We start from the raw sequence: 22,728 nt of genomic DNA on the forward strand, positions 1-22,728 counted from the left end.
GCCTCCCGGTCAGATCTTCTTGAACAGGGCCGAACGCTGGGTGTCTTCCGCACCGTCGGCCGCTGTCAGGAATTTCTCCATGAAGATGTCCCGCTCGAACAGCCGGCCTTGCATCAGGGCGGTGATCGCTGCATCAATCATCGGAGGTGGGCCACACAGGTAAGCCTTGTTACCGGAAAACCGGCCGCCAAAGTGTTCCTTGGCGGCGTCGTGCACATACCCCCGGAAGCCCTGCCAGTCGGCATCGTCCTCGGTCTGGCTCAGGGCCGGCACGTAGGTAAAGTTGTCGTGGTCGCGATCCAGCGCCTCGAACAATTCACGGTTGTACAGTTCGGCCAGGTTGCGGGCGCCCTGGAACAGCACAATCTTGCGTTCGTCGTTCTGCTCCAGCAGGTCAAGAATCATTGATTGCGGGCTGGAAAGCCCTGACCCACCCGCGATGAAGATCAAATCTCCGGGCTGGGAGCTGCGCACGAAGAACTGGCCGTAGGGGCCGGACAGGTTCAGTTCATCGCCTGTTTTCAGCTGCTCGTGGATGTAGGTGGTTGCAGCGCCCCCTTCAACCAGGCGAATGTGCAGTTCCACTTCATCGGGCTTGCCTGGCGGGTTAGCGAGTGAGAACGCGCGGGCACCCTCAACTCCGGGCACTTCAATGTTGATGTACTGGCCGGCCTGGAAGGTCATCGGGCGGTCCAGTTTCAGGTGCAGACCCTTGATGGTGGGCGACAGGTCAACAATATCCGTTACTGTCGCTACGTAATCCTCCACCGGGTGGCCCTCGAAGTCCGGATCGACATCGATATCGGCTTCGATGGTCACGTCGCTTTCCACTGTGGCGCAGCAGGCCAGCACCTTGCCTTCGCCTCGCTCCACGTCCATCAGGGCAAACGGTGAGGCGTCGCCAATCTCGACGTCGCCCTCAAGCACCTGCACCTTGCAGGTAGCACAGGTGCCGTGACCGCAAGCGAAGGGCAACCACACACCCTGGCGAAGGGCCGCCTGGAGGATAGTCTGGCCATCCTCGACTTCAATCTGCTCGCCAATCGGCTCGATAGTAACGGTATGACTCATCGCTCTGCCCTCAGTATCCGGCGTTCGCCATGCCTTTCAGGCCCGGCGTGGTAACCGTCAGCATGCTTTTGTGATCAATGCCCTGGTCTTTCAGGGTGGCATCCGCATTCGGGGTGAACAGCTCATCGTTCAGCAGCCATTCAGCATTCAGGAAGTCCGCTTTTGCAGATTCCGGGTGTGCTGCGGTGGCCGGCTTGAGGATCTCCTCCACCAGGGCACGGAAGGTCATATCCGGCTGCACCAGCAACGCAAACGGCGCGCAGAACAGCAGGTGGTCGGGCCAGTAGATATACAGCAGCTGCATGCCGTGAAAGTTTTCGACCTTGTCTTTCGGTTCAAACTTGTAGTCGTAAAGTGCGCTTACACTCATGATGGTCACCTTGTTGTTTTTGTGGGTGGTTCGCCCGGCGCCAGTGGCTACCGGGCGACTCCCGGGTCAGTATCAGGCGGCGTCCTGGTTCTCATCAGCAGGCTTTTCGCCCTTGATGGACATCCAGCGCTTGTGGTCCGGCGAACCGAGGTACTCGAAATTGTCCTCGCCGATGTTGATGTGGTAGTACTTCTGCACCACGGTCTCGACATCTGCGCCTTCGCAGTTACCCTGATAGATCTGATGCACCGGCAGCCAGGCCTGCACGTATTTTTCCGGCTCGTGCTTGAAGATGTCGCAGCAGGCTTCGGAGCAGAAATGGTAACGCTCGCCTTCATGAACCAACTGACGATGGCTCAACTTGGTGGGCGCGCCCATTTCGGTGAACAGGTTCGGTACCTGGCACACCTGGCACAGTTGCGGCAGGGTGTTGTTGTAGAAGCGACGGCCAGCGGCGGCCTCTTTCGCCAGGAACTCGTAGCGCGGACGGTAGTACTTGTCGAAAGTGTCCGGGTACTTTTCAGACATCCAGTCCATTTCTTCCTTCTCTGGAACCCAGGTATGGAAGTTGGTGGCATGGCTATACTGGTAGAAAGTGGTCCACAGCTGGTGGCTCAGGTGATGCTTGGCATCGTTGGCCACGTCCTGGTACTTGGGCGGACGGATGCCGTAACGCTCCAGATCCTTGAACAGGGCTCCACCGTTCTGCTCGTAATACACTTCCCAGGCCTCGGCCCAGCTCATCACCTTGTTCGGCAGCATGTAGTCCATCATCATGCTGACCAGGCTGAGCAGGCGGAATCCGCGCCAGAACCACTTATCGATCCAGCGCTGAACAATGGGCACGTTGTCTTCGTGCTGCTCCAGGATGAACTTGATCACCTCCAGGCCCAGAGTCATGTGGCGTGCTTCGTCTGACTGGGCAGAGAAGCCGAAGGTCACGGTGGCCATGTCGCCGTTGTATGCGGCGCCCGACATAAACGGAACGAACAAGAGGTTAGTCAGCACATACTCGAACGAGAACGAAATGGCGGTCAGGAATTCGAAAGGACCAGCGGTGCGGGCATCGTCAAAGAACGACTTGGGCACCGACAGGAACCACACCCGGTCGTGCATGTGCGCTGCATCATGCAGGCCGTTAAAGTGCTTGTTGTAATGGCTCATGGCGTGTTGCTGGGTCTGCGAATGACGCAACTCGTCAATCGACTGCATCTGACAAGCCACCCGCGCACCAGTACCACTGAACTGACGACCTGCCTTGGCATATCCCTGGAAGGCCCCATGTTCCAACGGAGATACGCCACCGAGGAACAGCTTCAGGGCGTTGACGTAGCGAGCGTCTGAAATGTTCTGGTGGCCATTATTCTGGGCAAACGCATCAAAAATGGCGTACAGCTTCTTCTCTTTTTCCGCCTGATACTTCCAGTACGAATCCATGGTCAGACGGAATGGGTCTTCCCACTGAGACCAATCGGTAATCTTGATACCTTCAAAGTCCTCGTGCGGGAAAATGTCTTCTTTTTTCTGGTAGGTAGGCTCCCAACCCATGTCGCGGGTCAGATACTGGTATTTGTCTTTGAGATTCAATTTCTTGTTTTGAACAGCCATGATGATTCTCCCAATTATTTCCACTCAAGAATAAAATGGTCATCGTCCTCATCGACATTGCCGCCGATGCTGATGACATTTACGAGCATTTCCTGAACATCCCAATCGCGCCCCAGCTTTTCTTCCATCGTTTCCCGATTTATCACCAGGCGCTTCTCAGCCTGGATCCGGATCAACGCAGGCTGGTGCTGTATTTCCGCATGAGGGTTATCCTCCATAACCGCTTCGGCGAGATAGCGAGAGTCATCGTTGTCCTGAAATACAATGAATACCAACTGGCTCATGCTGAGACTCCCCTACTCTGCAGTCCGAATTTCTTCAGGCGGGTAGAAAGCTCCGCCCGGGCTTCATCCAGAGCGTCAATACCCACCGAGGCTTCTGCCAGTGGTTGGAGAGCGCTATAGATCTGCGGCTCCCACTGATCGATCCACGTCTGGAGCAGTTCGCAATTGGCTTCGCTCTCACCGGCGACGGCTTTGATCATGGCGTTGGTCCAGCGAAGGGATTCTTTGTACCAGTCGCGCATGAACTCGGTGAGCATGGAAACGTCTTCCGCACCCTGAGTCGCAAGCCAGGCATCCATTTTGTCGTACACCAGGGTGTACATCAGTCCATCCAACAGAATGTTCTGAACCAGGGTCAGTTCGAACCAGTCATCAACGACCAGGGTGTCCTCCACGAGTTTGCGCATGGGCTGCCACAGCTCGTCATCCATCCAGTAGCCTTTGGACTCGTCCAGTGCCTTACCGGTGCTACCGTCAATCATCAGAGCAATGCGAGACAGGTACTGACCAATGCCCAGACGATCCATCGCGGCGTAGATGTGCATCTGGGAAACAGTGGTGGCTACAGCGTCACCAGCGATCTTGCTGTTGTTCATGTTGGCGCCCAGTTCCACATGGCGCAGGGGCACCATCAGGCGCAGCAACAGCTTCTGGGTTTCTTCGGGCAGGCGGGTCAACAAGTTGCGCTTGTCGCAAAAGCCAAAGCTGGTCTCGGCGGACTCCTGCATTTTGGCCCGGTTGCCTACGTAGGCGCCGTAGTAGTACTGGCGGGGATCAGACACCGCGTACCAGTCGTCCATGCGGATGGCGGTACGGCGATCATCATTGAGCTCGTATCGGGAATCCCATTGGGGGCGATAGTGGAAGTTGGTTTTCGCCTCCAGGTCGTAGCTCGCTTCCTGATAGCGAGTCGCCGGCTTGTCACCAAATCGGCGCGCAATGTGGCTGTAGGTGTGACGAATGGGTTCCATCGAGGTGGTTTTGATTTCGATACTCATATCAACCTTTCCGTTTTGTTTTTGTGGATCAGATTGTGGGTGTTGCTTGTTTGGCTCAATAACGCTGGCCGCGCTCTCCGAAGCGCCACTTGACCATGTCTTCGTCGATCTCGCGGATCATGTCCGAATCCATATGGACCACGTTGTTGTGCTTGCAGAAGATCTCGAAGGCTTCCCGTGGCAGCACAAGCTCGACGAACAGCTCCGGATAACCAATCGCAAAATCGAATTCCACGAATTTGTCACCTGGCTCGCTGCGGACCCGGATATAGCGGGTCATTTCGTTAAAGGTCTTGGCTTCTGGCTGGTTCGTCATAGTGAGCCCCGTTTATGTTTATGTTTGTGGTCGGCTTGCAGTGTACTGAGCAACGGCTGTGCCACTTCGGAGACGACCACCACGAGAAAGTATGTAGACCAATGTTTTTGATAGGTTTTTCAGGATCAAACGAACGCTTCAAGCGGTTAAAACGAGCTCCGAACTTCGGCTCGAGAGGGGTTCTTTTTTCACCAAATGATCAAAACCAAGGGTGATCTGACCAAATGCTCAGACCAAGGCCCAATTCAACGATCACCTCCATTTTTTTACTATTTGGTTGATTTTTGACCTTGATCAGGTGTTAGATGATCAATTAACGAGCTCCGAATGAGCTGTTCCCCGCCTACAACTATAAAAGGGGTCTCCGACCATGGCTGTCAGTTACAAGCCACAACTGAACTACACCGATTTCAAGGATCTGACGGAGCAGATTCATTTCCAAAGCTCGGAAGGCAAGATCTGGTTTGGCGAGCAGCGGATGCTGCTGATGAACCTCACCTCTCTGGGTGCGTTTCGCCGTGAGATCGTCAACAGCATGGGCGCAGAGAGAGCCAAGGGGTTCTTTCTGCGGCTGGGTTATCTGTCTGGTCTGAAAGATGCCGAGCTGGCCCGCAAACTTCGCCCGCATTGCAGTGAGCTGGACATTTTCCTGGCAGGCCCCCAGTTACACTCGCTCAAAGGCATGGTCAAGGTGATCCCGCTGGAAATCGATCTGGACCAGGAAACCGGCGATTTCTATGGCCGCCTTGAATGGATTGACTCCTGGGAAGTGGAAATCTGCAAAACCGAACTGGGGCAAATGAGCGAGCCGGCCTGCTGGGTTTTGCTGGGGTACGCCTGCGCCTATACATCGTCATTCATGGGGCGGGAAATTATCTTCCGGGAGGTGAGTTGTCGGGGTTGTGGCGACGAGAAATGCATTATTGAAGGCAAACCGGCAGAGGAATGGCCGGATGCAAAAGAATTTTCCCGCCACTTCAAAGCAGACCCGATCATTGAAGAGCTCTACGACCTGCAGGAGCAACTGAACTCCCTGCGCAGTACCCTGCAGCGACAGCAGGGCCAGTACTACGGCATCGGCCAGTCGGCTTCCTATAACAAAGTGTGCAAGATGATCGACAAGGCAGCCCAGGGCAAGGTGTCTGTGCTGCTGCTCGGTGAAACCGGCGTTGGTAAGGAGGTCATCGCCAAGAGTGTTCACCTCCGCAGCGAGCGGGCTGACGGCCCGTTCATCGCCGTCAACTGCGCTGCCATTCCGCCAGACCTGATTGAAGCCGAGCTGTTCGGGGTGGAAAAAGGCGCCTATACCGGCGCCAACCAGGCCCGTGAGGGTCGCTTCGAACGCGCCCACGGCGGCACGATTTTTCTGGACGAAGTGATTGAACTGACCCCTCGGGCCCAGGCAACCCTGTTACGGGTTCTGCAGGAGGGCGAGTTGGAGCGGGTGGGCGACAACCGTACCCGCAAGGTGAATGTCCGGGTGATTGCCGCGACTAATGAAAGCCTTGAGCAAGCGGTCGAGCAAGGCCGGTTCCGGGCCGATCTGTTCTATCGCCTCAACGTGTTCCCGGTACAGATTCCGGCCTTGCGGGATCGCCTGGAAGACCTGCCTCTGCTGGTGGGGCACTTTCTTGAAAAGTTTCACGCCCAGTACGAGAAGCGCACGCTTGGCCTCTCCGACAAGGCATTGTCGCTGTGCATGAGCTACCACTGGCCGGGCAATATCCGGGAACTGGAGAATGTGATTGAGCGGGGGGTGATCCTGACCGACAACAACGAAACCATCAGTCAGGATGCCCTGTTTGTGACTCCGCCCGCGACGGACAAACAGCCAGGTGAGCGTATTGATGAAGAAGGCAATATGCGGTCCGGCCCACCGGAAGGCGGCACGAGCAGCTGGTCAGATACGATTCTGGGGGCTGGAATAAGCCTGGATGAGGTAGAGGAAACCCTGATGCGCCAAGCCATGGAGCAAGCCAATCAGAACGTCTCCAAAGCCGCCCGACTGCTGGGCCTCACTCGCCCCGCCCTAGCTTACCGCCTGAAGAAATCCGGCATTCTTGTTGAAAGCTGACCAGCAACCTGACTCTTGCAGCAACAGGGATGTTGCAACACTTGACCGCCGCCTTACGAAATGGACAACCCGCCAGATCACTTGATCATTTGATTAAAATAAAACCCTGACAGCCCCCCTCTGCTTTTGCCTCCAACCCTTCTAGAAACAAAATATTTACATATTATTCAATACGTTAATCAATCACCATTCCAAATGGCACAGCCGTTGCTGATGGCATTGTCAGTCGCTTTTCACAACAACAAAGACGGTGACAAAACAATGCAAAACGCTTTCCTGCGCTCGAAGCGCAAAACGACGGTGGCTGTCGCGATGGTCGGCGCATCGTCGCTTATCCTGACCGGGTGCGAAGCACCGCTTAATCTGGAATCCGTCAGGGCGGTTTCAGAGCAACCCTCAAAACGCACAGATTTCTACCAGGCCATGGCCAGCAACCACCAGGTGATTGTGGTGTCTGGCAATGATGGGGTTCTCCTGGCCAGTGATGACCAAGGCGATACCTGGAAGCGGCTACCGGTCGACGCCGCCAGCAGTTTCCTGGCCATGGATGTGTGCCCCGACAACTCCTTTATCGCGCTGGCCTTCGACAACCACATCTGGCACGGCACAGCCGATGCATCCGAGTGGACAGCCCACGCCATGCCCAGCCAGGAGCAGATGATGACCGCGGCCTGCGGGCCCGATGGTAGCTGGGTCGCCGCAGGCAGCTTTACCACCGTTCAGTTCAGCACCGATCAAGGCGAAAACTGGGACGAAACCTCTCTCTACGAAGACGCCATCATCAACAATCTCCAGTTTGTCAGTGACGAGCAGGTGATCGCCACCGGCGAATACGGGCTGGTTCTACGCAGCGACGACAGTGGCATGAACTGGGAAATCGCCGGCCGTGCTCCGGACGAGTTCTACATTCACGCCAGTTACTTCGCATCTGAGTCTGAAGGCTGGGTAGGTGGCCTGAACGGCTTCATCTATCACACCACGGACGGCGGTGAGAGCTGGGATCAGGTGCCGACCGAAACCTCCGCACCGGTGTTTGGCTTCATTCCGGGTGCAGGTGCCGTCTACGCCCTGGCCGATAACGCCACGGTACTGAAACTGGGCGATGCCGGCTGGAGAAAGATCTCGGAATCCAGCCAACCACTCTACCTGAGAGCCGGGCTGGCTCTGCCAGACCATCGCCTGTTGGTGGCCGGTGGCCGGGGCCTGCTCTTCGACCTTGAACTCCCCACGGCCCTTGCCGCCAGTAAAGACTGAGGATTCCCACCATGTCCCAACTGCATCGTTTCACGCATTTGCTGCACCTGTTGGAAGTGTGGATCTTCAACAATCCACGCAAGGTGTTGTCGTTAATTGCCATTCTCACCCTGATGTTTGCCCTGCGCATTCCGGGGCTCAAGATTTTCACCGATTTCGCGGACCTGTTGCCGCAACAGCACCCCTACATTGAGCTGCACAACAGCATCAAAGACAGCTTTGGCGGCGCCAACGTGCTGGTGGTTGGTGTTGAATTCGAAGAAGGGGACATTTTCACCAACGAGAACCTGGCGCGGATTGATCGCATTACCCAAGCGGTGGACAGCCTGCCGGGGGTCAACCACAACCTGGTGTCCAGCGTTACCCACCGCAATTCCCGGAAGGTGTGGCTGACGGAAGTCGGCAGCATCAACTCCGAGCCTTACTACGATTCCACCCGGGGCCTGTACTCACCGGAGGCTCTTGAAGCCATGCGTGCGGATGTGGCTGCCAACCCGCGGGTTTACGGCCCCCTGGTGTCACCGGACCTAAAGATGGCCCTGGTGAAAGCCCAGCTGATTGAAGGCCAACTGGACTACGAAACAACCTTCGCCCAACTCCAGCAGCTTCGGGCCAATGAAGCCGCCGAAGGCGTCAATATCTACGCCACCGGCCAACCAGTCTTGGTGGGCTGGGCCTATACCTACATGGATCAGATCCTGCAGATCTTCATTTTCACCGTGCTGACCATGCTGGCCCTTCTGATCTTCCATTTCCGTAAAGCGTACGGTGTGCTCATCCCCCTTGGAGGCGTTCTGGTCTCAACGATTTGGGGGCTTGGGATTATCAGCCTGCTGGGCTACAACCTTGACCCCCTTGGGCTGGTAATCCCCTTTTTGATCGCCGCACGGGCCATGAGCCACGGGGTGCAGCTGGTCGAGCGCTACTACGCCGAAACCCTGGTATTGGGCAGCGGCCCCAAGGCAGCCAAAGCTACCTTCGACAGCCTGTTCCGCCCCGGCTCACTGGGCGTGGTGTCAGATGCCATCGGCCTGTCCCTGATTGCCATTGGCTCGATTCCCCTGAACACCCACCTGGGCATTTACGCGTCCCTGTGGGCGATCACCGTGGTGTTCACGGTGTTGATTGGTGTGCCGCTGCTGCTCTCCATTCTGCCCACCCCGAAAAATCCGGAAATCCGGGAAACCGCATTGCGTCACATTGGTTCCACCTGCTCCCGTACGGTCACCAAACCGGGGGCGGCACGGTTGATACTGGCGTTCGCCGCGGTCGCCATGCTCGGAGGCTTGCTGGCGTCTTCCAATGTGCAGATTGGTGATTCCGAACCAGGCTCTCCAATTCTGTATCCGGACCACGATTACAACCTCTCTTCCAGAATCGTTAACGACCGCTTTCCGGGTTCCGAGGAACTCTACATCGTTGCCGAAACCAGCGAGAACGGCGGTCTGAAGCGGCCGGAAGTGCTGGCGGCACTGTCCGATCTGCAAGCTCATATGCTGCTCGACCCGGAAGTAGGCGGCACCAAGGGCCTGCCAGACCTGATCAAGCAGGTTAACCGCCTGATGCACAACGACGACCCCCGCTGGTACCAGATTCCCCACGATGCCGGCTACGTGGGCGGATTGATGTTCACCTACATGGCTTCCAGCCCGGTTCCCGGCGCTTTGGACGAGTTCAACGATACCGACGACCGCGTCGCCAACCTGGTGTTCTATTACAAGGACCGCCAGGGCGAGACCATCCGCCGCGCCATTCACATGGCCAAGGAGTGGATTGACGCGAACGGCGACAGCGTGGAGGGTCTGAACATCCGCCTTGCCGGTGGCACCCTGGGTGTGGCCGCCGCCATGAACGAGTCCGCGTTCGAAACCAACGTGATTGTTCTGCCCCTGGTGTTCCTGCTGATTTTCATCTTCGTGATGCTGTTCTACACCTCCTGGCACGCCGGGCTGATGATGCTGTTGTCGATGCTGTTCGCCACCACGCTGACCTACGCCTACATGGGCATCAAGGGGCTGAGCATTGATATCAACACGGTACCGGTGATTGCCGTTGGCATTGGTGTGGGTATCGATTACTCCATCTACATGATGGATCGCATCCGGGAAGAAATGGCCAAGTGCCAGGATCTTCGCGAGGCGGTGCGTCGCGCAATATCCACCACCGGTATGGCCATCAGCTTTACCGCCCTCACCCTGATGGCCGGCATCGTGATGTGGGTGATCTTCTCTGACCTGCGTTTCCAGTCCGATGCCGCGTTGCTGCTGTGCGTGATGATCGTGATCAACGGCCTGGCCGCCATGCTGCTGGTGCCTTCCTGGGTGCTCAGTTTCCGCCCCCGTTTTATCACCGATGTGTACGCCGATGAAGACGGCATCCTGCATTCCGACCACAGAACCCCGAAATCAACTCCCTCTTCCGCTCCAGCCATGAAGCAGGAAGACGGATTTGTGCCAGGAGAACCGTACCGGGCCTGAGCCCGGTACCAACTCCCCAAAACCTGTAACGAGGACAAGCCATGCAAATAAAAACAAGAGGCCTGAGATTCTGGTGCTACACCCTGGCGGGTGGGGCCAGTCTGGCGCTGCTACCAATGACCACCACCGTGGCCGCGGAAGACACCCGCTTTAACGGCTACGTGGAAAACGCAACCTACGGGCGGGAGGGCGTTGGCCTTTCCAAGTTCCGTAACACCCTTCAGTTAGAGGCTCAGAAACGCGCTGGCGACATGGGCATCTTCAGTAACGTTCGCTTCAACGCCATCCTGCGGGGTAGTTACGATGGTGTTTATGATCTGAATGATGACGAGTATGGCCGTAACGCCGGCGGGCCGATTCAATTACAGGATCTTGCCCAGGGCTCCGTACCCCATGGCAGCGGTGTTGGCAGTCCTGCCAGCGCGATCCCCTTGCCGCCGGGAAACACCTTCGGCTTTGACACTACCCAAAACCCGAACGACGGCATGGTGGTACTGGGCGAACACCTGCACGGGCAGGACAACGGCGTAGCCTTTGGTGTTCCCGTCCGGCCCTGCGACAAAGACGACCGGGGCTGTATCCAGGGCTACCTGGATAAAGATTCAAATGAGATGAGGTTCCAGGAATTCAACGACCGGGCCGACTTCATCCGTGAACTCTACGCCGATTTCGACATTAACTTCTCCAACGGTAATATCCTGAGTACTCGTGTGGGTAAACAGCAGGTGATCTGGGGCCGAACCGACCTGTTCCGGGTGCTCGATGTGATCAACCCGGTCGACTTCTCCCGCAACAACATCTACGACGAACTGGAAGATATCCGGATTCCGATGTGGATGGTTCGTACCGACTACCGCATGGGGCCCACCGAAGTCTTCGACGGCCTGGCGTTTGATGATCTGAACTTCCAGGTGGTCTGGAACTTCGACAAGTTCCGGCCCCATGACATTGGCCAGTGTGGCCAGCCAAATGTGATTCTGGATGCCGGCTGCTTTTTCCGGGGCATGAATAACCTCTGGGAGAATGGTGGCACCGTGGCCAACTTCGCGGGCGCCACTCCTGACGGGGGGCTGGCAACAGACTTCGGCCCTGGCCAGATCGGTATCCGCAAGGCGCACATGCCCAGCTGGAGCCTGTCCAACACCCAGCTTGGTCTGAAGATGGAAGGGGTTTACGGCGATCTTGGCTTCTCGCTGAATGCGCTGACCTACCGTTCACAGCTGCCCTCGCTCCGTGGAGGCATACCCGCCCAGAACGGGTTCACAGGTGAAACCGGCGTTTGGCCGAGCCTGATTGCGTTCGACATTCACTTCCCGCGGGTCAACCTGGTGGGCGGTTCCCTCGATTACTACTCACAAGGCATCGATACCGTATTCCGGGTCGAAACCGCCTATACCTCCGGTGAGGAGTTCGCCAACACCCTCCGTGAACGGCTCTACTCCGAATCCGATGTTCTGCGTTACGTGATCGGTGCAGACAAGAACATCTTCATCCCGGCGCTGAACGAAAGCCAGGCGTTCCTGTTCTCAGGCCAGATCTTTGGTCAGCACATTCTGGATCACGAACGTGAGCAGCGCACCTACGGCGAGGCCGGTATCCCCGACTGGGAACACAACTGGACCGCGACACTGCTGATCAAGGGCTTCTACATGAATGGCCGGCTCAGCCCCCAGCTCATCACCGCTCACGATTTCCGTGCCCAGGCCACCGCCCTTGCACCGTCTGTTGAATGGCTGGTGACCGATCGGTTCAAACTGACCGCCGGCGGCAACTTCAAAGTGGGCACTGGCGCCCGCAAGTTTGACGACTGCCGCTCCTGTAACCCCTGGGATCCGTTCACACAAACCCCGGGCGTTGTCGGACACCAGCCGGGTGAATCCGCAGGTCTCTCCGGCTATGAACCGCTCGGTCGCTTCCAATCCGGCCCCATCGGCATGGCCCAGAAGGAAGATGAAATTCAGCTGACCGCCCGTTACAGCTTCTGATTACAAGAGGACAGAACCATGAGAACCCTAACCAAACCAACGCTGCTTTCCCGGTGCTTGGCCGCCGGCCTGGCCACCGGCATGCTGGCCTCACTGGCCCATGCCAGTGACGACGTTATCGAGAACTCTTTTTTCCCATATAACGATTCGGTGCCTACGAAAGAGGGCCTGAACACCGGCCTGGTGATCGACCAGTCTAACGTGGCTGAATTCAAAGATGTGATTGACCCGGCCTTCTACACGTTTATCGAGAATGGCTGGACTTCCATCACTGTGGGTGACACCACCTCCTTCGGATTAAATGAAGGATACATTGACGCCACCCGCGCCGCCCTTGGCCAGGTATCGCTGGGTGACCAAGTGGGTGAGATCAACGGCTGGCAAGCCGGCCGCCCGTTCCCGGAAGAGCCGGATGCCAACGACCCGCGCGCTGGCGAGAAGCTGGCGTGGAACTACAAGTACGGTTACAACTGGGGCGACAGCGCCGCCATTTACCCGTTCTACTGGAAGTACCGGGACATGAACTCCGGCAAGCTGGAGCGCACCATCAAGTTCAACTTCCACTTCCTGAACTTCAAGGGTCGGGTAAACCAGGAACCGACGCCGGAAATCACCCCCAACCCGTCTGACCTGTTCCGTGCCATCTACGTGCAGGTACTGGACCCGGCCGATGTGCGCAACACCCAGTTGCTGATTCACCGCGCCGCAGATGACCTCAAGCGCGACAACTCCTGGCTGTACCTGGGCTTCCAGCGCCGGGTTCGTCGCCTGGCCACCGGCCAGGTAACCGATGCCTTCCTCGGCTCAGACCTGATGATCGAGGACTTTGAGGGCTACAACGGCCGAATTTCAGACATGAACTGGACCTACAAAGGCACCCGGAACATGCTGATGCCGTTCTACAACCACAACGACCTGGAACTGGATACCGAGACCCACCAGGACAGCGATGGCTACCAGGTTGTGGCCTTCGGCGGCCAGGGTGGCTGCTTCCCAAACATCACCTGGCAGCTGCGCAAGGTCTACGAAGTGGAATCGGTGCCGGTGGATGACAGCCACCCGCTGTCGCGCCGGGTTCACTACATGGACGCCCAGACCTTCACTATCCCGCGCACGGTGTCTTATGACCGCAAGGGCAGCATGTGGAAAACCTTCACCATCGGTCAGGCCCATCCGGACCATCACCTGCCCAAGAACAAGGGCAGCGGCGTGTCTATCGATGACAGCTTTAGCATGATCGATGTTCAGGCCAGCCACTGCACCACCGGCCAGTTCAAGGGCCAGGTTGACCCGGAGATGTCACCGCCACAAATGTTCAACGTGCAACACATGCGCGCAACAGGCAGCTGATCGGCAAGTCGTAGTTGCTCTCCTTTGGGCCCGCTGTACGGGCCCCTTTTTCATTTCGGAGCGTAGAATATGTCAGACGCACTCCACACTCCCCTCACAGTGGTGGTTTCCCGCCGGGTAAAAAAAGGTGAGGAATCGGCCTTTGAGCAACTCAGCAGCCAGATGACCGAAAGGGCCGCCAGCTTCCCGGGTTATCTGGGTGCCACCATGTTCCGGCCCTCCTCGCCGGATGACCCGGAATACCGGATTGTCTTCAAGTTCAGGGACCGGGACACCCTGACCGCCTGGGAAGACTCCCCCGAAAGAGCCGAACTGCTTGAGCAGATTGAAGCGCTGCTGGCAAAACCCAGTGAGCGGGAAGTCACCTCTGGCATTGTCACCTGGTTTACCCTGCCCGGTCAGAACCCGGTCAAACCGCCACCCAAGTGGAAAATGACCTTCGTCAGCTGGCTGGCCCTGTATCCCGCCGTCACCCTGGTGTTCCTGCTCTTTGGCGACCTGCTGGCACAGATCCCGCTGCTGCTGCGCACCATGGCGGTCACCATCGTGGTCATGCTGCTGATGAGCTACGTGCTGATGCCACGGATGACCCGCTGGTTTGCCTTCTGGCTGTTTCCGAAAAAGAACCACGATGTTCGTTAACGGCAAGAAGGATCTTACCCGGCAATGACCAACCTGCCTGTTAGCCGGTCTCAGTGGCTCGCGCTGGCCCTGATTCCATTATTGTCTGCAGCGTTGCTGTTCAGCCCGGTGGTGGACTGGTTTGAAGGCCCGCAGCTGCTATCGGCCTTGCTGGTGATGGCCGGGCTTGTGCTGTTCGCCACCGGCGCCATGCCGGAGTTTGTCACTGCCCTGCTGGTGCTGACCCTGGCCATGCTGTTGTCGCTGGCCCCGGCCGAGGTGGTGTTTTCCGGGCTCACCTCAACCGCCTGCTGGCTGATTGTGTCGGGGCTGGTGATCGGCATTGCCATCTCGGAAACCGGCCTGGCCCAGCGGGTGTCAGACCTGTTTACCCGCCACCTGGATGCCAGCTATACCCGGTTGATCGCCGGCATCGTGGTGATTGGCATTGTGCTGGGCTTTGTCATGCCGTCCTCGGTGGGGCGTATTGTTCTGTTTATCCCCATCGCGCTGACCATCGCCCACAGCTGTGGCTTTGAGCCTGGCAGCAACGGCCAGAAAGCCGTCGGGCTGGCGGCGGCCTTCGGCAGCCATCTGCCCACCTTTGCCATTCTGCCCGCCAATGTCCCGAACATGATCATGATCGGCTCTGCCGAGAAGATTCATGGCTGGAGCCCGATGTTCGGGGAATACCTGTTGCTGCACTTTCCGGTGCTGGGCATCCTCAAGGCCATCCTGCTGGTGGTTGTGCTGGTGCGGTTGTACCCGGACAGCCCGAAACCGGCTCCGCAAGCGGGCCCCGGCCGGCCTTTCAACTTCACGGAATCGCGGCTGATGGTGATTCTTCTGGTGACCCTCGGGTTCTGGCTGACCGACACCTGGCACCAGATATCGGCGGCGTGGATTGGCCTGGCGGCAGCCACCCTGCTGCTGATGCCCGGTATTGGCATGATCTGCACCCAGAGCTTCAACCAGAAAGTGAATATCAGCTCGATTCTGGTGGTGGCCGGCCTGCTGGGCATTGCCGGGCTGATCAACCATCAGAACATCAGCGGCATTCTGGGCGGCCATGTACTGGCCTGGCTGCCGCTGGAGCCGGGGCGGGATTTGGCCAACTTCCTTACCCTGTCACTGGCGGCAACCGCGACCGGCATGGTCACCACCCTGGCCGGCATTCCGGCAACGCTCACCCCTCTGGCTGGCGCCATGAGCGAGATGACCGGCTTCAGCCTGGAAGCGGTGCTGATGACCCAGGTTCTGGGCTTCTCCACCATCATCTTCACCTACCAGTCCGTGCCCCTGATGATGGCCATGCCCCTGGCCGGAATTCCCATGCGCCATGCCGCCCGGTTGTGCCTGATACTGGCCGCCCTCACCATCGTGATTCTGTTTCCGCTGGATTACCTGTGGTGGAAGTGGCTGGGGTGGATCTGAGGCGACAGCGCGCCCCAGCCCCGGTTCTGATTGTCCCTACAGGTGGTTCATCAGTGCCCGCAATTGTGCGTTATCGGGGTATTGTTGCAACAGGGCCTGGGTCACTTGCCGGGCTTTGTCCTTCTGGTCCAGCTGGAACAGCGCAACCGCGTACCGGTAGCCAAACAGCCACTGGCCGGGCACCAGTTGATGGGCCCGTTCCAGATCCGCCAGCGCCGCCGGGTAGTCTTGCAGGCGAATGCGGATCAGCCCCCGCAGGTGAATCAGTTGGGGTTCGTCAGGGCTGTGTTCCAGGGTTTGATCAATGGCCCGGACCGCTTCCAGGTTACGGTCGCCGGAACGGAGAATATCGGTCAGCAGGATGGTGGCGGGCACATAGCCCCGGTCTTTGGCCAGTGCACGTTTGAGTTGTTGCTCAGCCTTGTAGACATAATCCCCGGCCATCAGGTATCGGGCTTTCAGCACACTGCCCGCGGGCAGGTCTGACTGCATATCAACATAGTGCTCGTATTCCCGCTTGACCCCGGCCCAGCGTTCGGAGTCCGGCAGGCTGCCGCTCCACACCATGGATTCAAAGGCCGCCAGCCTGACCGCCAGTGATTCATCAGCCAACCCCTGCTCGGCAAGGCTCCGGACCCAGCCCGTCTCGCCATGCCTGAGCACACGATAGGCGCTCTCGCGGATCACCGCATGATCGCTCTGGGCCAGACGCGCCACCACCGACATGTGCCGGGCCACGAGGGCGTCCCCGTGCTGTTCCAGCAGCGTTGCCCGGCGAATGGCAGGCTCGCCCTCATCGGCCAGATAGGCCAGAACCTCTGCCAGGTTACGTTGCTGAACGTGATGCCACGTGTCCGGCTGGTAAAGATCCGGATACCAGCTCCCGACGGTGTCCATCGACCAGGCACGATCCCGGTCTGTGTGGCACGCCAGGCAAACATCAGGGCTGCCGGATGCCTTCGACACATCTGGCCGGGGCACCATGAAACTGTGCTCCCGCCGGTCATCGATTCCCATAAACGTGGCTTCGGGCATGTGGCAGCTTACGCACTGCTCACCTTCGCTGTTGCGGGGGTGATGGTGGTGATCCGGGGTATCGTAGTCACCGGCGTTGTGGCACTGGGCACAGACACCGTTGCCTTCAATCTTGAGCTTGCCGGTATGGGGGTTATGGCAGTCGCTACAGACAACACCGGCCTGGAACATCTTGCTTTGTTCAAAGGAGCCCAGCACAAATACCTCTTCCCGGACTCGCCCATCAGAGTAATACAGCGGCTGGTCCAGCCGGCTCAGGCTGAACTGGTCGTGTACCTGGCCACCGGCGGAATCCGTCAGGCTGGTGCGCAGGGAATGGCACTGGCCGCAGGTGGCCACCTGTTTGGAACCAGGCTTGGCCCCTTTCAGGCGAGGTGGCTGTTTTCCTTCGCTCACCAGCCAGGCCCCCACCGCCGCCAGTTGCACACCGGCGGCCAGGGAGTCTCCGCTTTGCTGCGCAGAGGCATGGTCCAGAGCCGCATCATGGCAAGCGGTGCAACTCACGGCCACGTGCTGCCACTCGGTGTGGTATCGGTCTTCCACCGGGGCGTAGTTACGCTCCAGCCCGGTGGAATGGCAATCGGCGCATTGGTTGTTCCAGTTCTGGTAAATGCCGGTCCAGTGCATGGCATCACCGGGCCGGTTCTGCCCCGGTTCGTCTAACCGGAACCAGCGTTGGCCACCCTCGGACTTGCTGCGGGTATCCCAGGCAATGTTGAAAGCCTGAAGGCGGCCATCGCCAATATCAATCAGGTACTGTTGCAGCGGGTAAACCCCGAAGGTGTAGCGGACGGTCCACTGGCGTTTTTCGTCACCCTCCCGGGTGTGAATAACGAATTGCCCGTCTTTCTCCAGGAATTGAACGGCGAGCTCTGAGTCTTGATAGTGGGCGCCGGAGAAATCACCGGCCACCGCCTCCGGGCTGGCTTCCGCCATGGCGACGGCGTGCTGGGAGCGGGACCATTCGGCCACTTCCCCTTCATGGCAATCCACACAAACAGAAGGGTCGGCCACAGCGGTACCGCCGGTCAGCACCAGCAGACCGATGGCTAATAGCCTCCAGCCTCGCTTCATCATATCGTTCAATTCCATGTTACTTCAGCACCCATTTCACCAGATCATAAACCCGAATTCCCGGAATATCCTGCGACCACCCCTGTAAGCCCACGACTTGCAAAGGCTGGCCCAACTTTCGGGATGTGGCCTGCCGCTTGCTTGATTTATGATAAAGATCGCTAAGATCCCATTGGCTGAACACACAAAAACAACGACTCCGCCATGAACGAAAAACAGGTTCCATTCCGATACAACGTGGGTGTGCGCTCTCCCGATTTTGAGGAGGCAAAGGCCTTCATCAATGCCCACATTGAAGACCGCGAGGTTGCCCCTCTGTCTCACAACGGCCGGGCCGAGAACCTGCTAACCTTGCAGCCCGTGGGCAGCAGCTCGCTGTTCGGCGCCATGTGGTCCGAGAAGGTTCACATTCAGTCCGAAACCCAGCAGACCTTTCACGCGGTTCTGGTGCTGTCGGGCAACATCTATTGCAAATCCCTGGATACCAACGTGCCAGCCGACAGCCTGGTGTTGACAGCGCCGGGCAAGCAGGCAGACCTGGTCTGGGAAAAAGGCACCCGGGCCGTGGTGATGAGCCTGGCGCGCCAGAAACTGATCGACACCCTGGGTGTCCCGGACCTCAGCTTTCTCAGGGAAACCAACGCCTTTATCCCCGGCAATCATCAAGACGCCCTGGTGTTGAGAAACGCCATTACCTGCCTGGCGCAACAACACGAAATCTGTCAGGGGCGGATAGACCCGGCGGTTCAGTCCCAGTGGGAAGGCTTGCTGCTGGCACAATTTGCCAACCAGTTGCACCGTGAGGGCCTGGAAAACCCGTCGATACTCCCGAGCCGGATTCGCCTGGCAACGGAATGGATACTGGCGCATATTCGCGAACCTATCTCGGTGTGCGACCTGCTGCGGATCACCGGCGCCAGCCGGCGGTCGCTGGAATCCGGGTTTCGTACCTACCTCAACACCACGCCGGCAAAGTTTATTCTGTGCCACAAACTCAAAGGCGTTCGGGAGTTACTCCGAACCAGCCCCGACATCAACATCGGCGATGCGGCGTTTTCCTTCGGCTTCAACCACCTGAGCCACTTTACCCGCCAGTACCACGAAGCCTTTGGCGAGCTGCCTTCGGAAACCCTGCGGCAGTGCCGTGCATCCCGGGTTGTGGTCAGTAAAAAGGCCCGGCTCGATTCGGTTTAATGCCGAATCTCCCCGGGCAAGACGCTTTCAGAGTCAGAAGGTTAGGTTAAAGCCAATGGCGTAATTGGTATCGGTCACGAGCGCCCCTTGCGGGCTGACAACCGGCTTATCGTATTGGCCGGTTTCTGCCCATACCTTCACCTGAGGGGTGATTCGCTGCTCGAGCTTCACGGTGTAGACGGAGTTGTCCGCCGCCGAGTAATCGTGATCCTTTTCCTTGTAGCCCACCGCTATGCCAGCACCGCCTTCGGTGATGTATTGGGCAGAGACACCGTAGGAATCAAAATCGGCCTTGCCTTGCGGGTCCAGTGGGTATGGCGCATTCCGGTTGTTTTCCCAAACCGCACCCAGGGCCAGACCACCCAGCTGGTAACTCACGCCAGCGGCAGAGATCAGGTAATCATCCGTGGCAAACGGCGGCAGTTGCTCCTGCACCAATTGAGTGGTTCCGATGGCGAATCCGAGGTTGTCGCCCTTATGAACCAGTCGCACCGAGCGACCATCGGCATCTTTACCGTTACTGTCGTTCAGGGTGATCGCCGCGAATACCAGCTTGGTCTTCATAAACCAGGGGGTATGGTAGGCAAAGGTACCTGAGGTCCGATCCGGCTGGGCGAAGATGCCATCGGGCCGTGGGTCTGCCCGGGACACGTTGTATTCATAGTGGTTGATTGGCCCGTAGATATCCGTCCACTGGCCACTGGTGCCCCGGGGCGCCGCCACAAACAACCCGTAGCGGGTTGGCAGCCAGAACTTGGCCTCTTTCACATGCACATCGGCTTCACCATCACGGCCGGTGGTGGGGTCATCGGCGCTGTTGGCGGCCCAGGCAAGGTCCACCTCAACGGCGTAGTTCAGGTTCAGGCCTTGATCGATGGCCGCTTTGCCTTGCAACCCGAGTTCAAGTTCAAAAGCTTCTGCTTCCGCGTCTTTTCCTTCGATCTTCAGGGCACCGGCATTCAGGTTCCCGTAGAAGTTCGGTTTATCCAGCTCGACCGCGAGGGCCGGGGTGGCGGCGGCTGCGCATACCGCAGCCGCCAGCAGTGTCTGTTTCAGTTTCATGGCGTATCTCCTGTTTTCTGACATGGGGTCGGGTTACTCAACACACTTGCCGTACAGGCAGGTGGTGAAGCTGTATCCAACTCTCCGCATGTCGGCAGGGTCAGCTGCGATCACGCCATTGCGCTTGACGTACTTGTCCCACTCAGCCAGCAGTTGTTTCAGCTTTTCAGGTTCCTTGCTGGCCAGGTCCGTGGTTTCAGTAGGATCAACAGCCAGATTGAAAAGCTGCCACTCGCCCGGGCCATAAGGTGGCTCCATCAGTCGAATTTTCCAGTCACCCATGCGCACCGCCGAACGGCCATAGAGCTCCCATCCAACAACCCGGTTTTCCGGCGCGTTACCGTTCAGGCCGGGCACCATCGAAATGCCTTGAACCTCGAACACTTCCCGGCCCTTGTAGGGGCTGGTAGGAACATCGATACCCGCCAGTTCCAGGAACGTCGGCATGATGTCCATCACATGGAAAAACTCGTGGTTGATTTCACCGTTGGCGTCTTTGCCCGGCAGGCTGAGGATAGCCGGCACCAGAAAACCACCCTGGGTTGGGTAGCCTTTCCACATCGGCCAAGGCGTGGCACTTACCTGTCCCCACTGGGCGCCATACCAGATGTAGGAGTCACGACGGCCCATGTTCTCGAAGCTGTTGTCGTACTCAGAGGCAATCCATTCCTTGTTGCGGGGCAACACTTCCGGGCTGTTGCCATCTGCGCCGTTATCGGACATGAACATGACCACGGTATTATCGAGCTTGCCAGCTTTTTCCAGGTGACCAATAACACGGCCGATGTTCTCGTCCATGTTGTCCACCATGGCGGCGTAGATCTCCATCTTTCGGGCTTCGATCCTGCGCTGCTCATCGGTCAGCTCATCCCAGCTCGGCAGCTGGTCAAAAGGTACGTTGGCGGCGAGTTCATGCCCAACCAGCCCCATGTCTTTCATCTTGCCCAGGCGCTGCTGGCGAATGGCTTCATAGCCCTCGTCGTAACGACCCTCGTATTTCTTGATGTAGGAATCCGGCGCCTGCAGGGGCCAATGGGGTGCGGTGAACGACAACACGTGGAAGAACGGCTTGTCGCCGGCCGCGTTAACGTACTCGATGGCCTTGTCGGCGTAGAAGTCGGAAGAGAAGAAGCCCTTGGGCACTTCTACCTGCTTGCCGTTCTCCAGGTATATGGCTTTCGGATCGACCCCGATAATCGCGCGGCCATCATCAAAGTGGCTGGCGCCACCCTGCACCAGCACCCAGGATTCGTCGAACCCACGCGCATTGGGGCTCAGCGCCTCAGTCCGGCCAAGATGCCATTTACCGGTGGTGGATGTGTGGTACCCGTTATCCCGCAGTACCTCAGGCAGAGTCACCACCAGATCATTCAGGTGGCCCTCGTAGCCTGGCTGCCCTTTCTGTTCCGGCGTCAGCAGCTCGGCCATGTTGCCGATACCGGCGCGGTGATTATCGGTGCCGGAAAACAGCATGGACCGGGTCGGGGAACAGGTGGGTGCGGTGTGGAAGTTGGTCATCCGGATGCCTTCATTGGCCAGGGCATCCAGGCTCGGGGTTTCAATCTCGCCCCCAAACGCGCCGATGTCTGAATAGCCCAGGTCATCGGCGATAATCAGCAGGAAGTTGGGTTTTTCAGCCTGGTTGGCTGATGCCAGCGTAGACGCTGCCACCAACCCCAGGGCAAGCCCCAACCGACGAAGCAGCGTGTTGTTTTTGTACATGCTATGCCCTCAATCAGTTCGTTGTTGTGCCACCAGTGTGTGGTCAACTTCATTCTGCTGAGGGTTTAGGGGTAGGGGTTATCCCGTATGCGCAGCCATTGTCATAAATGCGCAACATTCTCTGAGACGCAACACACCCGATTACGCTAGGTAGTGGTGGTAATTCGCGTTGCACGAGGAGTATTCATGGAACTGGATCGTGAAGAAAGCTGCCCCCTGTTTGAGTCGGCAGGACAGTGACAATGTCACTGACCCCATTCCCACGGAGCTCTATATTGAGCGGTGAAAACCTCACTCAAGGAGCTCAACCAATGACCAATATTCTCAAACTTTTCACCCTGGCCGTTCTGGTGACACTGGCACCGATGCACGCGATGGCCGCCAGCCACGGAAACAAAGGCAGCGCCGTAGAAGAAGTTCTGGTGATTCTGTCCAGCGACTCCCTCCAGACCCAGGGCATGGCCATGGTGCTGGCCAATACCATGGCGGAAAAAGGCGCCAAGGTTAACGTGCTGCTGTGTGATGAGGCCGGAGACCTGGCCCTGAAATCCTATGAGGGTGAAGCTCTGGCGCCGCGCAACGTAACGCCCGGCCAAATGCTGCGTGGATTGCTGAAAGCGGGTGGCACTGCCAGTGTTTGTGCTCTGTACTTGCCGAACAGCGACAACAGTAAGGACGACCTGATTGACGGTGTTGGTGTCGCCATGCCGCCGCAGATGGCCGACCAGATGCTGAATCGCAATATGCGTGTCTTCACGTTCTGAAATGACAAGGACTTCGGGTGCCTTCCGCGGCAGGC

Annotated in this window: 18 protein-coding genes; 9 read left to right on the forward strand and 9 right to left on the reverse strand. The window is 58.0% G+C overall.

Features of this window, described 5'->3' with window-relative positions; genetic code table 11:
- Window positions 1–9 precede the first annotated feature (9 nt).
- The 6 genes from J122_RS11595 to J122_RS11620 all read right to left on the reverse strand — a co-directional run bounded on the left by J122_RS11595 (window position 10) and on the right by J122_RS11620 (window position 4,647).
- On the reverse strand, window positions 10–1,071 hold the full coding sequence (locus J122_RS11595) for an NADH:ubiquinone reductase (Na(+)-transporting) subunit F (protein ID WP_061332467.1): 1,062 nt from the start codon (window positions 1,069–1,071) through the stop codon (window positions 10–12).
- A 10-nt stretch (window positions 1,072–1,081) separates the two neighbouring features.
- A complete protein-coding gene (locus J122_RS11600) occupies window positions 1,082–1,441 on the reverse strand; it encodes a phenol hydroxylase subunit P4 (RefSeq protein WP_061332468.1) in 360 nt (119 codons plus the stop codon).
- Between the two features lie 72 nt (window positions 1,442–1,513).
- Window positions 1,514–3,049, reverse strand: a complete 1,536-nt coding sequence (locus J122_RS11605; protein WP_061332469.1) for an aromatic/alkene/methane monooxygenase hydroxylase/oxygenase subunit alpha — start codon at window positions 3,047–3,049, stop codon at window positions 1,514–1,516.
- Window positions 3,050–3,063: 14 nt separating this feature from the next.
- On the reverse strand, window positions 3,064–3,333 hold the full coding sequence (locus J122_RS11610; RefSeq protein ID WP_061332470.1) for an MmoB/DmpM family protein: 270 nt from the start codon (window positions 3,331–3,333) through the stop codon (window positions 3,064–3,066).
- On the reverse strand, window positions 3,330–4,331 hold the full coding sequence (locus tag J122_RS11615; protein ID WP_061332471.1) for an aromatic/alkene monooxygenase hydroxylase subunit beta: 1,002 nt from the start codon (window positions 4,329–4,331) through the stop codon (window positions 3,330–3,332). Before J122_RS11615 ends, J122_RS11610 begins: the two co-directional genes overlap by 4 nt.
- Before the next feature lie 55 nt (window positions 4,332–4,386).
- The gene (locus tag J122_RS11620) at window positions 4,387–4,647 is read right to left on the reverse strand and encodes a phenol hydroxylase subunit (RefSeq protein ID WP_061332472.1); all 261 of its coding nucleotides are present in this window, start codon (window positions 4,645–4,647) and stop codon (window positions 4,387–4,389) included.
- Between the two features lie 370 nt (window positions 4,648–5,017).
- Here J122_RS11620 and J122_RS11625 point away from each other — a divergent pair, with 370 nt between their 5' ends.
- The 7 genes from J122_RS11625 to J122_RS11655 all read left to right on the forward strand — a co-directional run bounded on the left by J122_RS11625 (window position 5,018) and on the right by J122_RS11655 (window position 15,842).
- Window positions 5,018–6,721: a sigma-54-dependent Fis family transcriptional regulator gene (locus tag J122_RS11625; protein ID WP_058092977.1), complete on the forward strand. Its 1,704-nt coding sequence runs from the start codon at window positions 5,018–5,020 to the stop codon at window positions 6,719–6,721.
- Window positions 6,722–6,982: 261 nt separating this feature from the next.
- Complete coding sequence (locus J122_RS11630) at window positions 6,983–7,975, forward strand: WD40/YVTN/BNR-like repeat-containing protein (RefSeq protein WP_061332506.1); 993 nt, start codon at window positions 6,983–6,985, stop codon at window positions 7,973–7,975.
- An 11-nt stretch (window positions 7,976–7,986) separates the two neighbouring features.
- On the forward strand, window positions 7,987–10,452 hold the full coding sequence (locus J122_RS11635; protein WP_061332473.1) for an efflux RND transporter permease subunit: 2,466 nt from the start codon (window positions 7,987–7,989) through the stop codon (window positions 10,450–10,452).
- 41 nt (window positions 10,453–10,493) lie between these two features.
- Window positions 10,494–12,437: a DUF1302 family protein gene (locus tag J122_RS11640; protein ID WP_061332474.1), complete on the forward strand. Its 1,944-nt coding sequence runs from the start codon at window positions 10,494–10,496 to the stop codon at window positions 12,435–12,437.
- An 18-nt stretch (window positions 12,438–12,455) separates the two neighbouring features.
- The gene (locus tag J122_RS11645; RefSeq protein ID WP_061332475.1) at window positions 12,456–13,787 is read left to right on the forward strand and encodes a DUF1329 domain-containing protein; all 1,332 of its coding nucleotides are present in this window, start codon (window positions 12,456–12,458) and stop codon (window positions 13,785–13,787) included.
- A 69-nt stretch (window positions 13,788–13,856) separates the two neighbouring features.
- Window positions 13,857–14,429, forward strand: a complete 573-nt coding sequence (locus tag J122_RS11650) for an antibiotic biosynthesis monooxygenase (protein ID WP_061332476.1) — start codon at window positions 13,857–13,859, stop codon at window positions 14,427–14,429.
- Window positions 14,430–14,453: 24 nt separating this feature from the next.
- Entirely contained in the window at window positions 14,454–15,842 is a 1,389-nt protein-coding gene (locus J122_RS11655; protein ID WP_061332477.1) for an SLC13 family permease, read from the forward strand.
- Between the two features lie 36 nt (window positions 15,843–15,878).
- Here the strand turns inward: J122_RS11655 and J122_RS11660 are convergent, their stop codons facing one another.
- Entirely contained in the window at window positions 15,879–17,969 is a 2,091-nt protein-coding gene (locus J122_RS11660; RefSeq protein ID WP_082780576.1) for a tetratricopeptide repeat protein, read from the reverse strand.
- Window positions 17,970–18,155: 186 nt separating this feature from the next.
- Between J122_RS11660 and J122_RS11665 the strand changes: the two genes are divergently transcribed.
- Complete coding sequence (locus tag J122_RS11665) at window positions 18,156–19,145, forward strand: helix-turn-helix domain-containing protein (protein ID WP_061332479.1); 990 nt, start codon at window positions 18,156–18,158, stop codon at window positions 19,143–19,145.
- Between the two features lie 33 nt (window positions 19,146–19,178).
- Here the strand turns inward: J122_RS11665 and J122_RS11670 are convergent, their stop codons facing one another.
- Window positions 19,179–20,207, reverse strand: a complete 1,029-nt coding sequence (locus J122_RS11670) for a porin (RefSeq protein WP_061332480.1) — start codon at window positions 20,205–20,207, stop codon at window positions 19,179–19,181.
- A gap of 33 nt (window positions 20,208–20,240) precedes the next feature.
- Window positions 20,241–21,929 carry an arylsulfatase gene (locus J122_RS11675; RefSeq protein ID WP_061332481.1) on the reverse strand — a complete coding sequence of 563 codons (1,689 nt, stop codon included), beginning with the start codon at window positions 21,927–21,929 and terminating at the stop codon, window positions 20,241–20,243.
- A gap of 311 nt (window positions 21,930–22,240) precedes the next feature.
- On the opposite strand from J122_RS11675, the gene J122_RS11680 reads away from it, so the two are divergent.
- On the forward strand, window positions 22,241–22,693 hold the full coding sequence (locus J122_RS11680; RefSeq protein ID WP_143151245.1) for a hypothetical protein: 453 nt from the start codon (window positions 22,241–22,243) through the stop codon (window positions 22,691–22,693).
- The last annotated feature ends 35 nt before the right edge of the window (window positions 22,694–22,728 follow it).

It is taken from the genome of Marinobacter excellens LAMA 842, assembly GCF_001574445.1.
Classification (GTDB): Bacteria; Pseudomonadota; Gammaproteobacteria; order Pseudomonadales; family Oleiphilaceae; genus Marinobacter; species Marinobacter shengliensis.